11 protein-coding genes and 1 other annotated feature are annotated in these 13,449 nt (G+C 43.4%); of the genes, 9 read left to right on the top strand and 2 right to left on the bottom strand.

What is annotated here, in order from left to right; all coding sequences use genetic code 11:
• Positions 1–92 precede the first annotated feature (92 nt).
• Positions 93–1,178 carry a M42 family metallopeptidase gene (locus ACTHRG_RS09565; RefSeq protein ID WP_076260654.1) on the top strand — a complete coding sequence of 362 codons (1,086 nt, stop codon included), beginning with the start codon at positions 93–95 and terminating at the stop codon, positions 1,176–1,178.
• Positions 1,179–1,326: 148 nt separating this feature from the next.
• On the opposite strand, the gene sspI is transcribed toward ACTHRG_RS09565, so the two are convergent.
• On the bottom strand, positions 1,327–1,533 hold the full coding sequence (gene sspI / locus ACTHRG_RS09570) for a small acid-soluble spore protein SspI (RefSeq protein WP_035330267.1): 207 nt from the start codon (positions 1,531–1,533) through the stop codon (positions 1,327–1,329).
• Positions 1,534–1,673: 140 nt separating this feature from the next.
• Here sspI and ACTHRG_RS09575 point away from each other — a divergent pair, with 140 nt between their 5' ends.
• From ACTHRG_RS09575 to pheT, 3 genes are all read left to right on the top strand, one after another.
• Positions 1,674–2,423, top strand: a complete 750-nt coding sequence (locus tag ACTHRG_RS09575) for a TrmH family RNA methyltransferase (protein ID WP_076260652.1) — start codon at positions 1,674–1,676, stop codon at positions 2,421–2,423.
• Positions 2,424–2,499: 76 nt separating this feature from the next.
• Positions 2,500–2,778: a binding site (T-box leader), on the top strand.
• Positions 2,779–2,843: 65 nt separating this feature from the next.
• Entirely contained in the window at positions 2,844–3,881 is a 1,038-nt protein-coding gene (gene pheS / locus ACTHRG_RS09580; RefSeq protein WP_076260650.1) for a phenylalanine--tRNA ligase subunit alpha, read from the top strand.
• A 42-nt stretch (positions 3,882–3,923) separates the two neighbouring features.
• Entirely contained in the window at positions 3,924–6,338 is a 2,415-nt protein-coding gene (gene pheT, locus ACTHRG_RS09585; RefSeq protein WP_440231078.1) for a phenylalanine--tRNA ligase subunit beta, read from the top strand.
• A 163-nt stretch (positions 6,339–6,501) separates the two neighbouring features.
• On the opposite strand, the gene rnhC is transcribed toward pheT, so the two are convergent.
• The gene (rnhC, locus tag ACTHRG_RS09590) at positions 6,502–7,440 is read right to left on the bottom strand and encodes a ribonuclease HIII (protein ID WP_076260645.1); all 939 of its coding nucleotides are present in this window, start codon (positions 7,438–7,440) and stop codon (positions 6,502–6,504) included.
• A gap of 156 nt (positions 7,441–7,596) precedes the next feature.
• Between rnhC and zapA the strand changes: the two genes are divergently transcribed.
• The 5 genes from zapA (at position 7,597) to ACTHRG_RS09615 (ending at position 13,387) form a co-directional block, all read left to right on the top strand.
• Positions 7,597–7,863 carry a cell division protein ZapA gene (gene zapA, locus ACTHRG_RS09595; protein WP_009333202.1) on the top strand — a complete coding sequence of 89 codons (267 nt, stop codon included), beginning with the start codon at positions 7,597–7,599 and terminating at the stop codon, positions 7,861–7,863.
• A 2-nt stretch (positions 7,864–7,865) separates the two neighbouring features.
• Positions 7,866–8,408: a CvpA family protein gene (locus ACTHRG_RS09600; protein WP_076260643.1), complete on the top strand. Its 543-nt coding sequence runs from the start codon at positions 7,866–7,868 to the stop codon at positions 8,406–8,408.
• Between the two features lie 400 nt (positions 8,409–8,808).
• Positions 8,809–10,527, top strand: coding sequence for a DNA polymerase/3'-5' exonuclease PolX (gene polX / locus ACTHRG_RS09605; RefSeq protein WP_076260641.1), 1,719 nt, complete (start codon positions 8,809–8,811; stop codon positions 10,525–10,527).
• A 30-nt stretch (positions 10,528–10,557) separates the two neighbouring features.
• Complete coding sequence (locus ACTHRG_RS09610; RefSeq protein WP_076260639.1) at positions 10,558–12,915, top strand: endonuclease MutS2; 2,358 nt, start codon at positions 10,558–10,560, stop codon at positions 12,913–12,915.
• 64 nt (positions 12,916–12,979) lie between these two features.
• Entirely contained in the window at positions 12,980–13,387 is a 408-nt protein-coding gene (locus ACTHRG_RS09615; protein WP_076260637.1) for a DUF350 domain-containing protein, read from the top strand.
• The last annotated feature ends 62 nt before the right edge of the window (positions 13,388–13,449 follow it).

Genomic DNA, 13,449 nt, shown 5'->3' on the forward strand with positions numbered 1-13,449 from the left:
GCAGCCTGAGGGATTATCCGTCTGATAATTCTTTATATTGAATTCGATGTTCGGTATAATAGGATTAAATAAATATTAAGGGAGTCGAAATGATGGCTAAATTAGATGAAACATTAACGATGCTTAAAGACTTAACAGATGCGAAAGGAATACCGGGAAATGAGCGCGAACCGCGCGAGGTTATGAAAAAATACATAACAGCATATGCTGATGAAGTGACAACAGATGGACTGGGGAGCCTCATTGCTAAAAAAACCGGCAAAGAAGGCGGCCCGAAGATTATGGTAGCCGGCCATTTGGATGAAGTTGGATTTATGGTAACAAACATTGATGATAAAGGTTTCATCCGCTTCCAGACAGTTGGCGGCTGGTGGTCACAGGTTATGCTGGCCCAGCGCGTGACGATTGTAACATCGAAAGGAGATGTTACCGGGGTAATTGGTTCAAAACCGCCGCATATCTTATCACCGGATGCACGCAAAAAACCTGTTGAAATTAAAGACATGTTTATTGATATTGGTGCTTCAAGCCGTGAAGAAGCGAAAGAATGGGGCATAAAACCTGGTGACATGGTGGTTCCGTATTTTGAGTTTACGGTTATGAATAATGAAAAGATGCTTTTGGCGAAAGCCTGGGATAACCGCATTGGCTGCGCAATTGCCATAGACGTGCTCAAGCAATTGAAGGATGCTGAACATCCAAATGAAGTTTATGGTGTAGGAACGGTACAGGAAGAGGTTGGTCTTCGCGGAGCCCGTACTTCTGCGCAAAAAATCGAGCCGGATATCGCATTTGGTGTAGACGTTGGAATCGCAGGCGACACACCGGGCATTTCTGAAAAAGAAGCCATGAGCAAAATGGGCAAAGGTCCGCAAATCATCCTATATGATGCATCAATGGTCTCTCACAAAGGCCTGCGTGACCTTGTAACAGACACTGCAGATGAACTGAATATCCCTTATCAATTTGATGCCATTGCTGGCGGAGGAACAGATTCAGGAGCGATTCATGTTACACATAATGGAGTTCCATCCCTTTCAATCACCATTGCAACACGGTATATCCATTCACATGCAGCAATGCTTCACCGTGATGATTATGAAAATGCAGTAAAGCTGATTGCTGAAGTGATCAAGAAGCTTGACAGGGAAACAGTTGATAAGATTACATTTGAATAAAATGAAAAAACTCCGGCACTTTCCGGAGTTTTTTCCGTTTTATCGCAGTGTCGATTGATCGAAGCGTTAGCGGAGATCTTAGCGACACTAGAACGCGACTAACAATCAGTGGGGGATAAGGAAAATCCCCACTGATTGAAGTTTCACTTTATTTAAGACTGCTCTCCAAGGTTTGAAGCATTTCCAGCTTGTCTTCTTCAGAGGAGTTTTTCCAGATTACCTCAAATAATACACCTAAGCCAGGCAGCATTTTTTCTTCCCCATTTTGAATGGCATCCACGATTGTATCTTTCAGTTCATCTTGAGAGTTGCCTGATACATTGTGTAAAATGGCATTGCGCAGGTTTAAATTCACCATAATGCACTCCTTCCAGATTTAATTCGTTATTATCTTCTCTAATTTTGCTTTTATTATGTATTTCAAATAAGCTATAATGAAAAACTGTACAGAAAAATTCCGGTTGTATGGGATTTTCTTTAAAAGGAGAGACCGTGTTGAAGCATATACAATCTGCAAAAAATCCTAAAGTTAAAGAATGGAAGAAACTTCTGGCCAGAAAAGAGCGTGACAAAACAGGAACCTTTTTAGTTGAAGGTTTTCATTTGGTGGAAGAAGCACTTAAAGCCAATCAAATAGCAGAAATAATCATCAATGAAAATAAAAATATGCCTCCCGGCTGGGATTATGGCGACATCCCTGTAACAATGGTTACAGATGAAATCATCGGATTGCTGGCGGATACGGAAACACCACAGGGAATTTTTGCTGTATGCAGCCAGGAGCCATCCACTGAGGAAGTGAAGGGAAAACAGTTTTTATTAGTTGATGCAGTCCAGGATCCCGGCAATCTGGGTACGATGATCAGGACGGCTGATGCTGCTGGAATTGATGCTGTTATTGTGGGTGAAGGCAGCGTTGACGCATATAACCCGAAGGTACTCCGTTCTGCACAGGGCAGCCACTTTCATTTGCCTGTTTTAAGAGCAAACCTTTCTGACTGGATCGTCAGATTGAAAGAAAGTAATGTGCCTGTCTATGGAACCGCTTTGGAAAATGCCCGGGAATACACGAATTATGATTCCTCAGATTCCTTCGCTCTGCTCGTTGGAAATGAAGGAAACGGGGTAAATGAAGAGCTCCTGGCTAATACAGCAGCAAACCTTTATATACCGATATTCGGGAAAAGCGAATCACTTAATGTGGCGGTGGCTGCCGGAATTCTTCTTTATCATCTAAGAAAATAGAAAATGGGCGGCAATTTTATGAAAACCGTTTGAAACAGCCTTAAGAATGTAATATAATTAACAGCAAAATTATAATAATAAAACGATGACGGAGACCAGTACCTTGCAGTCAGCCTTTTCAGGGAGAAAATGCCTAAGACTGAAAGCATTTTTACAGGAAATGCAAGAGAAGTTTCACCTCCAGAGTTGGCATCGGGACCATTGAAAAGTAATGTTGGCGCTCTGCTGAGCGAGCCGCTTCCGATTTTCGATGTAAAGATGTACCGGCATAAGCCGTTATCCCAATGAAGTGAACACGTGCATGAAGTACATATATGTGTTAAAAAGGGTGGTACCGCGAAACCTCGTCCCTTTATGGGGATAGAGGTTTTTTATTTTGGCCAAAAAAGTAAAAGTATTAATTTCAAGGAGGATTTTTAGATGCAAGAGCGTTTAAAGGAACTGCAAACTGAAGCGTTAGAAAAGATCAGCACCGCCGCTGATTTGAAAGAGCTAAATGATATCCGTGTATCCTATTTAGGCAAAAAAGGCCCTATTACTGAAGTGCTTAAAGGAATGGGGAAATTGTCTGCTGATGAGCGTCCAAAAATGGGGGCCCTTGCGAATGAAGTGCGGGACAGCATTGCTGCCGGAATTGAGGAAAAACAAAAGCACCTGGAGGAAGCGGCTGTTCAGGAAAAACTGGCTGCAGAAAAAATTGATGTCACTCTTCCGGGAAGACCTGTTAAATCAGGAAATCACCATCCGCTGACAAGAATTATCGAAGAAATTGAAGATCTGTTCATTGGAATGGGTTATACGGTAGCTGAAGGCCCTGAAGTTGAAAAAGATTATTATAATTTTGAAGCATTGAATCTTCCTAAAGGCCATCCTGCCCGGGATATGCAGGATTCCTTCTATATTACAGAAGACATTCTCCTTCGTACCCATACTTCGCCGGTACAGGCAAGAACAATGGAGAAGCATGAAGGCAAGGGACCAGTTAAAATCATCTGTCCGGGTAAAGTATATCGCCGTGATAATGACGATGCTACACACTCTCACCAGTTCATGCAAATAGAGGGGCTTGTTGTAGATGAAAACGTCCGTATGACTGATTTAAAAGGAACATTGGAGGTCTTTGCAAAGAAAATGTTTGGTGATGACAGAGAAATCCGTCTTCGTCCAAGTTTCTTCCCGTTTACAGAGCCATCTGTGGAAATGGATATTTCCTGTAAGATATGCGGCGGAAAAGGCTGCAGCGTATGTAAAGGCACTGGCTGGATTGAAATTCTTGGTGCAGGAATGGTTCATCCAAATGTTCTTGAGATGGCAGGCTTCGACTCTAAGAAATACACAGGCTTTGCATTCGGAATGGGTCCTGAGCGAATTGCCATGCTGAAGTATGGTGTCGATGATATTCGTCATTTCTATACAAATGATGTGCGTTTCTTGAAGCAATTTTCAATTCATGAATAATTAGAAAGCCCGGAGTTGGACAATAATTAAGGAGGATCACAAATGTTCGTTTCATATAAATGGCTGCAGGAATATGTTGATTTATCAGGCGTTACACCTGAAGAGCTTGCAGAAAAGATTACTAAAAGCGGTATAGAAGTTGAAGGCGTAGAGGTTTTGAATGAAGGCATCAAAGGTGTGGTTGTAGGGCATGTCCTTGAAAGGGAACAGCACCCAAATGCTGATAAACTGAATAAATGTTTAGTCGATACAGGGGCTGGTGAGCCTGTACAGATCATCTGCGGTGCCCCGAATGTGGATAAGGGACAGAAAGTGGCCGTGGCTACAGTAGGAGCTGTTCTTCCAGGCAATTTTAAAATAAAGCGGGCCAAGCTGCGCGGCGAGGAATCGAATGGAATGATCTGTTCGCTTCAAGAGCTCGGCATTGAAAGTAAGCTGATTGCAAAGGAATACTCTGAAGGCATTTATGTTTTCCCTAATGATACAGAGGTTGGCGGGGATGCTCTTCGGCAGCTTAATCGTGACGACCAGATTCTGGAGCTTGGATTGACTCCTAACCGTTCTGACTGCTTAAGCATGCTGGGTGTTGCATATGAAGTGGCAGCTATTTTAGGAAGGGAAGTAAAGCTTCCTGCACCTCAAGCAGAGACTTCTTCAGAGAAGGCATCTGATTACATCGATGTTCAGGTGGACGCAAAAGAAGATAATCCACTATACGTTGCGAAGGTTGTTAAAAATGTAAAGGTTGGCCCATCTCCTGTATGGATGCAGGCTCGTTTAATGGCAGCAGGCATTCGTCCTCACAATAACGTGGTGGATATTACAAACTACATTTTGCTTGAATACGGCCAGCCGCTTCATGCCTTCGATTATGACCGGCTGGGATCAAAGCAAATCCTTGTCCGCAGAGCAAATGATGGCGAAGTGATTGTCACTCTTGACGATGCAAAGCGTGAGTTAACATCAGATCATCTTTTAATAACAAATGGGACAGAGCCAATTGCACTTGCGGGTGTCATGGGCGGGGCAAATTCTGAAGTGCAGCCTGACACTAAAAATGTGATTATCGAATCAGCTTATTTTAAAGGGGCAACGGTTAGAAAAGCTTCAAAAGACCATGGATTAAGAAGCGAAGCAAGTGCACGCTTTGAAAAAGGTGTGGATCCAAACAGAGTTAGAGCTGCTGCTGAAAGAGCTGTTCAATTGCTTGCACAATATGCGGACGGGGAAGTGCTTGAAGGTTCTGTGGAAGCTGATGCACTGCAGGTGGAGCCTGCTGTGGTGTCTGTAACGCTTGAAAAAATCAATCGTGTCCTTGGCACGGAATTATCCATGAAAGAAGTAGAGGATATTTTTGCCCGCCTTCAATTTGCAGCGAATACTGATAACGATACAATTACTGTTACAGTTCCGACCCGCAGAGGCGACATCACGATTGAAGAAGACCTGATTGAAGAAGTTGGCCGTTTATTTGGCTATGATAACCTAGCATCAACTTTACCGGTTGGCTCATCTACACCAGGGCATCTTACCCAATACCAGAATAAACGCAGATTGGTCCGCCGCTTTCTTGAAGGTGCGGGACTATATCAGGCAGTAACTTATTCATTAACAAATGAAGCAAAGGCGGCTCAATATGCACTGGAGGAACGCAAGCCTGTGCAGCTGGCAATGCCTATGAGTGAGGATCGCAGTCTGCTTCGGTTAAGTATTGTTCCGCAGCTTCTGGAGGTATTAAAATATAATTCGGCACGCCAGAACGACAGCCTGGCAGTTTATGAAACAGGAGCAGTGTTCCTCTCCAATGGAGAAGAGGAATTGCCTGAAGAGCGTGAGCATCTTGCCGGTGCGGTTACTGGTCTATGGCACAGCCATCCATGGCAGGGAGAAAAGAAGCCGGTAGATTTCTACGTTGTAAAAGGTATCCTTGAAGGGTTATTTGAAAAGCTGGGGCTTTCTGATAAGCTTGAATTCCGTCAAGCGCAAAAGGATGGAATGCATCCTGGCAGAACAGCAGAAGTATTCCTTTCCGGGGAATCAGTGGGATTTGTCGGCCAAATCCATCCGACTGTCGAGAAAGAGCTTGATTTGAAAGAAACCTATGCATTTGAGCTTTCATTAAAAGCGATTCTGGAAGAAGAGGTTTCACCTTTGCAGTATGAAGCTATTCCGCGTTTCCCTTCAATCACAAGGGATATTGCACTTGTGGCAGATCAGGAAACAGCAGCAGGCGAGCTTAAAGGGATCATTAAAGAAGCTGGCGGCAAATTACTGAAAGACGTCCTTGTTTTTGACTTGTACGAAGGCGAAAGGATGGAGCCAGGCAAAAAATCGCTTGCTTTCTCCCTTAAATACTTCGACCCTGAACGTACTCTGACGGATGAAGATGTAACAAAAGCGCATGACAAAGTATTGGAAGCTGTGAAGGAAAAAGCCGGAGCAGTATTGAGAGGATAAAATAAGGAAGGCAGCCTGGGGGCTGCCTTTTCTTCGTTTGGCCGATAAATACCCAAAAGTAGCCGATAAATTCTGATTGTTGACTGAAAAGATATACTCAGAAGAATGAAGGTCTCTTAAACAAAAAAGCATCCAATCTCTCATTAGATTGAATGCTTCATTATCAATTATATTTCCTGTTATACAGCTTCATGGCCTTTTCAGTATTGGCAAAATGCAGTTTTACAAAAGAAGGCAATACCTCTCGTCCTTTTTCCTTTATAAGCCGGGCAGCTGCCTCATCAACCTTCGGACCGGCGCCTTTAGTGAGCCGGAAACCGGCCTTTGTGCTAAGATTTTCAAAGTGGCGCACAAATGCATAGCGTGCCAGGATGGATGCTGCTGCAACTGCCAGATGGATTCCTTCCGCTTTTGTGCTGAAAAAGACCCGTTCCCTCTGTATGGTCTGCTGGTTTTTTATATAATTGTAGTAAATTTCTTCCTTGGCAAATTGGTCAATCAGAATGGCCTCAGGCTTTTCAGGAGAGATTTTCCCTAAAACATGCCCGATTGCCTGATTGTGCAGCAATGCTTTGATTTTCCCCTGTGACATCCCTGATTGCTGAAGTTTATTATATTTTTCATTATGCAGTGTTAACAGGCTGTGGGGAACGATATCTTTGATCTGCTTTGCGATTTCGATGATCTTTTCATCTCCGAGGTTTTTTGAATCCTTAACTCCAAGCTCCTTCAGCAAAGGAATTTGATCTTTTTTTACGTAAGCTGCAACCACCGTAATGGGGCCAAAATAATCCCCGGTACCCACTTCATCTGAACCGACGACTGAAAGGGAACTGATATTTTCAGGCAGGTTTGCTGCGGCAGGGCTGGTTTTTTTGCTGGGCTGTGCACTGCGGGCGGTATCTCCCCACTTTTTGGCCTCTGCTTCACATCCGCTCCCTTGGAAGAGAACCTTGCCTGATTTATAGGCAGTGATCGAACATCCTGGCACTTTTGCAGCAAATACGCTTCCCGGAGGCTGTTTGTCATTTAGGCTGCCTGAATAATGGGCCTTCATTTTTGAGATTTCACTTGCTTTTTTTAATAGTACTACCTGGCTCATATTAATTCTCCTCATCTTAGTGTACTGTTGAATTTATTCCCTCTATTTGGAAAAAACCTGCATTAACTGAGCTCATCTGACATGCTTTGACTTCCCACCAATATGCGTTCGTGTTATGATATTGATTAGGATTCTTTAAAGAAGGGGGCATGGACGTTGTCAGAGATACAAAGAAACCGAACAAGTGTAGATATTTATGGACAGCAATATGTAATAGTTGGCTCAGAAAGCTCCAGCCATGTTCGCCTTGTCGCTTCGCTGGTTGACGATAAAATGCGTGAGATCAGTTCGAAGAATCCTTCACTCGACATTAGTAAGCTGGCCGTGCTGACCGCAGTTAATGCAGTTAATGATTATATAAAGCTAACAGACCGTCTGGAACGGCTGGAAAACGAATTAAATAGAGTAAAGGACGGAAAGTAGTCATGCTGGATCTTGCAATTATCATTATTTTGGTTTTTGGTTTTTTAATAGGCTTGAAAAGAGGGTTTATCCTCCAATTAATTCATTTGACCGGATTCATCATTGCTTTCATTGTTGCCCGTATGTATTACGGTGAGCTTGCGCCTAAGCTGACCTTATGGGTACCATATCCAAGCTTTAGCAGTGACTCGGCGATTAAGACGTTATTTGAGAATGGGGATCTTGAAGATGCTTACTATCGCGCCATTGCATTTGTCGTGATTTTTTTTGCGGTAAAAATATTACTGCAGATTATTGGAAGCATGCTCGACTTTGTTGCCCATCTTCCGGTCCTGAAACAGCTGAATGTTTGGGCTGGCGGAATTCTCGGATTTATCGAAGTCTATCTTATCATGTTTATTCTATTATACATAGCAGCACTCGTTCCAATCGAAGTCCTGCAGGGACCGATCAATAATTCCTTTATGGCAGAATTAATGGTTAAGAATACGCCTGTTCTCTCTGACCAGCTCAAAGAAATGTGGGTTGAATATATGGCTGCGTAACTTCTCTATTTCTAGAGGAGTTTTCTTTTTGAAAGGCTGTTTTGTAAAAAATGTTGTTATTCGCCAGCTATGTTGTCCGTTGATTTCCGCTCCAGGCTGCTCAGCGAACCGCGGGGCGGGCGGTGAGCCTCCTCGACGCTGCGCGTCTGTTGGGTCTCACCTGTCCCGCTACTCCCGCTGGACTTTGAATAAGCTTCCTTGAGTAAACACCGCACGAAGTAAATACGAATGCATTTTCGAGGATCTCGCACCTTCCGCTCCAATCAACTCAGTGAATATAATATATAAAAAGCAACAAACATTGCGAAAAACAGTCTTTTGAAAATAGCCATGATTTGAAGTTGCACTGCAAAATAAGAGATAATACGGTTACGAATACAGTTACGGGCAGGTGGTTTTCATGAGTATAAATAAAAAAGATGTAGTCAGACTTTTAGAAACGATCGCTGTTTATATGGAGTTAAAAGGAGAAAATCCGTTTAAAACAGCCGCCTTCCGGAAAGCGGCACTCGCACTTGAATCAAATGATGAAAGCTTGACTGAAATTGATGACTTTACAAAGCTATCCGGCATCGGAAAAGGAACCGCTGCTGTTATAGAGGAGTACATCAAAGAAGGTAAGTCTTCTGTTCTGGATGAACTGAAAGAAGAAGTCCCTGCTGGATTAATTCCTCTGCTTCAGCTCCCGGGACTTGGCGGCAAGAAAATAGCCAAGCTATATAAAGAGCTGGGCGTCGAAAATGCAGCAGACCTTGAGGATGCGTGCCGCAATCAGAAGGTCCGGGGACTGGCAGGCTTCGGGGAAAAATCTGAAGATAAGATACTCGCAGCCCTTGAAAATGCAGGAACCAGACCGGAACGGCTCCCGCTTGCATTCATGCTCCCGATAGCAGAAGGCATAGAAGCAGCCCTGGCTGAAATGAAGGATATCGATAAGTATTCAAGGGCAGGAAGCTTAAGGAGAATGAGGGAAACAATCAAAGACCTCGACTTTATAATAGCTACTGACAATCCTGCTTCTGTGAAAGAACAGTTATTAAGCCTTGCCGGCATTAAAGAAGTAATTGCCGCAGGAGATACAAAGGTTTCCGTTGTCTTTCAGCATTCCTATGATATATCGGCTGATTTCCGATTAGTTGAGCCGCATGAATTTGCCACAACCCTCCATCATTTTACTGGATCAAAGGACCATAATGTCAGAATGCGCCAGCTCGCAAAAGAGCGCGGGGAAAAAATCAGTGAATATGGAGTCGAAAATACAGGAACAGGTGAAATCCTTACATTTAAAAATGAAGAGGATTTTTACGCACATTTTGGGCTTCCATTTCTCCCTCCTGAAATTAGGGAGGATGGGAAGGAAGTAGATGAATACACGCAGGACATGGAGCTCATTTCACTTGAAGATATTAAGGGTGATCTTCATATGCACTCAACCTGGAGTGATGGCGCCTATTCCATAGAGGAAATGATTGAAGCGTGCCGTGCCCGAGGCTATAAATACATGGCTATAACAGATCACTCCCAATACCTGAGAGTGGCGAACGGTTTGACAGCCGAAAGGCTTCGAAGGCAGAAAGAAGAAATAAAGAGGCTTAATGAGCAATTCGATGATTTCACCATCTTATCAGGGGTAGAAATGGATATTCTGCCTGACGGATCGCTCGATTATGACGATGAACTTCTGGAGGAGCTGGACATTGTCATTGCTTCCATCCATTCTTCTTTTTCACAGCCGAAGGAAAAAATCATGGCCCGCTTGAAAACGGCGCTGCAGAATGCCCATGTTGACATTATTGCCCACCCTACGGGAAGATTGATCGGGCGCAGGGAAGGCTATGAAGTAGACATGGAAATGCTCATCGAGCTCGCCAGGGAAACAAATACAGCCCTTGAGCTGAATGCAAATCCGAACCGGCTTGATCTTGCTGCCGAACATATCAGACAAGCTCAGGAAGCCGGTGTGAAGATAGTGATTAATACAGATGCACATAAAATAGACACTTTAAATCACATGGAAATCGGTGTTTCTGCGGCAAAGAAAGGATGGATCAAGAAAGAATCCGTTCTAAATGCCATGGAAACAAAAGATTTGTTCAAATTTCTGAAAGAACGCCAGTAGGAAAATTGGGCATGAAAGGGGAAAGTCCTCATGCAAGAAAGAGTATTGAAGATACTTGAGTTCAATAAAGTGAAGGAACAGCTGCTGGAACATGTTTCTTCGTCCCTGGGAAGAAAAAAGGCCTTAAATATTCTTCCTTCAACTGACTATGAAGAAGTAATCCGCAGGCAGGAAGAAACAGATGAAGCCGTAACAGTGCTTAGAATTAAAGGGAATGTACCGCTTGGCGGCATTTTTGACATCCGTCCTCATGTGAAGCGGGCGGTTATTGGCGGAATGCTTAGTCCCCAGGAACTTAACCAGATATCCAGCACGATTCATGCAAGCAGGCAGATGAAACGGTTCATCGAGGAATTTGCCGAGGAAGAAAGCAGCCTGCCGATCCTATTGGGATATACAGATAAAATTATTGTTCTGGCTGATTTGGAAACATCTATCCGCAATGCGGTCGATGATAATGGGGAAGTTCTTGACAGTGCGAGCGAGACTCTCCGTTCCCTTCGAAATCAGCTCCGTACAAAAGAATCGCGTGTAAGGGAGCGGCTGGAGAGCATGATTCGGTCTACCAGCGCACAAAAAATGCTTTCCGATGCGATTATAACGATCCGAAATGACCGGTTTGTCATACCGGTTAAGCAGGAATACCGGGGCCATTATGGAGGCATAATCCATGACCAAAGTTCTTCCGGCCAGACATTATTCATTGAGCCCGCGTCCATTGTCCAGCTGAACAATGAATTACAGGGCATCAGGGTAAAAGAACAGCAGGAGATTGAACGGATTCTCATAGTGCTGTCAGGACAGACAGCTGAGAATAGCAGTGAACTGGAAACCATTGTAGATGTGCTTGGAGAAGTCGATTTTACGTTTGCGAAAGCCAGATACAGTAAACGCATAAAAGCCTCCAAGCCAAAAGTTAATAATCAAGGGAAAATTTCATTATTCAAAGCCCGGCATCCGCTTATTCCATATGATGAAGTGGTGGCAAATGATATAAAGCTCGGAGATGATTATTCAACAATAGTCATAACGGGACCTAATACCGGCGGTAAGACTGTTACTTTAAAAACAGTAGGGCTTTGCACATTGATGGCACAGGCCGGTCTGCAAATTCCGGCGCTTGATGGTTCTGAAACAGCGGTCTTCGGAAATGTTTATGCTGATATCGGAGATGAACAGTCAATTGAACAAAGCTTAAGTACCTTTTCTTCTCATATGGTTAATATCGTGGATATTCTTAACCAGGTTGATTTCAATAGTCTGGTTTTATTCGATGAGCTTGGTGCAGGCACAGATCCGCAGGAAGGTGCAGCTCTCGCGATTTCCATTCTTGATGAAGTATACAAGCGGGGGGCAAGAGTTATTGCCACAACTCATTACCCTGAACTGAAAGCCTATGGCTATAACAGAGAAGGAGTTATCAATGCCAGTGTAGAATTTGATATTGAAACGCTAAGCCCGACCTATAAGCTGCTGATTGGGGTTCCGGGCCGAAGCAATGCTTTTGAAATATCCAAACGGCTCGGCCTCAATGATCAAGTGATTGAGACAGCACGATCCTATATCGGAACAGATACAAATCAGGTTGAGAATATGATTGCTTCACTGGAGGAAAGCCGCAGACAAGCAGAGGCTGATATGGAAGAAGCCAATGACTTTTTAAAAAGCGCTGAAAAACTCCATAAAGATCTGCAAAAGCAAATGGCTGAATTTTATGAGCAAAAAGATGCTATGCATGAGAAGGCTGCAGAGAAAGCAGGCGATATCGTTGAGAAAGCCAAGGCTGAAGCAGAAGAGATTATCCGTGAATTAAGAAAGATGCGGATGGAGAAACATGCTGAGGTGAAGGAACACGAGCTAATAGAAGCAAAGAAACGCCTGTCCGATGCTGCGCCCCAGATGAGTACAGCCAAAAATAAACTAAAGCCAAAGAATACTAAGCACGTTTTTGAAGCTGGCGATGAGGTTAAAGTTCTGAGTTTTGGGCAAAAAGGGCATCTGCTTGAAAAGGTGTCTGAAAATGAATGGCAGGTTCAGATTGGTATCCTGAAAATGAAAGTTGCCGAAAAAGATCTGGAGTACATTAAAAGCCCAAAACCTGTGGAAACAAAACCAGTGGCAACGGTGAAAGGAAGAGATTTTCACGTCAGCCTTGAGCTTGATTTACGTGGCGAGCGCTATGAAAACGCGCTCTTAAGAGTCGAGAAATATTTAGATGATGCCCTGCTGGCTGGATATCCCCGTGTCTCCATTATTCATGGTAAAGGGACCGGTGCATTGAGGCAGGGTGTGCAGGAATTTCTGAGAAATCACAGATCTGTAAAGAAAATCCGGTTTGGTGAAGCTGGAGAAGGCGGTACAGGGGTTACAATCGTTGAATTCAAATAAGCTTCCCATCCCCTTATGATTATTCAAAGGGGAAGGGGATTTAATACCGGCGGGGAGAATATAAATGAAAGAATTTTGGGAAAATGAGTTTATCCAGACAGCTGCTTATTACAGTGTTGTCATTTTGTGTTTGATCGTTTTTTTAGCCGTTTTTGAATTAGTCACCAAGTACCGCAATTGGGACGAAATAAAAAACGGTAATCTTGCAGTAGCGATGGCGACCGGCGGGAAAATTTTTGGGATCGCCAATATCTTCAGGCACTCCATTATGCATAATGATACCTTGCTGACAATGATTACCTGGGGTGTTTTTGGCTTCTTTCTTTTGTTAATAGGCTATTTCATATTTGAATTTTTAACACCAAAGTTTAGAATAGACGAAGAAATTGAGAATAATAACAAAGCTGTCGGCTTTATTTCCATGGTGCTGTCAATTGGTTTGTCTTATGTCATTGGTGCAGGTTTATTATAAGGAGAGAATTAACATTGGAAAAGTTAGCAAAAGTTCTGCTGGTTCTTAGCGGAGTATTTCTT

Origin of the sequence: Cytobacillus sp. SAFR-174 (genome assembly GCF_051964675.1) — a bacterium.
Classification (GTDB): domain Bacteria; phylum Bacillota; class Bacilli; order Bacillales; family Cytobacillaceae; genus Cytobacillus.

Coding starts and splice junctions, on each gene's coding strand:
- ACTHRG_RS09565 (WP_076260654.1), top strand. CDS start 93: ATGGCTAAATTAGATGAAACATTAACGATGCTTAAAGACTTAACAGAT.
- pheS (WP_076260650.1), top strand. CDS start 2,844: ATGCAAGAGCGTTTAAAGGAACTGCAAACTGAAGCGTTAGAAAAGATC.
- pheT (WP_440231078.1), top strand. CDS start 3,924: ATGTTCGTTTCATATAAATGGCTGCAGGAATATGTTGATTTATCAGGC.
- rnhC (WP_076260645.1), bottom strand. CDS start 7,440: ATGAGCCAGGTAGTACTATTAAAAAAAGCAAGTGAAATCTCAAAAATG.
- ACTHRG_RS09600 (WP_076260643.1), top strand. CDS start 7,866: ATGCTGGATCTTGCAATTATCATTATTTTGGTTTTTGGTTTTTTAATA.
- polX (WP_076260641.1), top strand. CDS start 8,809: ATGAGTATAAATAAAAAAGATGTAGTCAGACTTTTAGAAACGATCGCT.
- ACTHRG_RS09610 (WP_076260639.1), top strand. CDS start 10,558: ATGCAAGAAAGAGTATTGAAGATACTTGAGTTCAATAAAGTGAAGGAA.
- ACTHRG_RS09615 (WP_076260637.1), top strand. CDS start 12,980: ATGAAAGAATTTTGGGAAAATGAGTTTATCCAGACAGCTGCTTATTAC.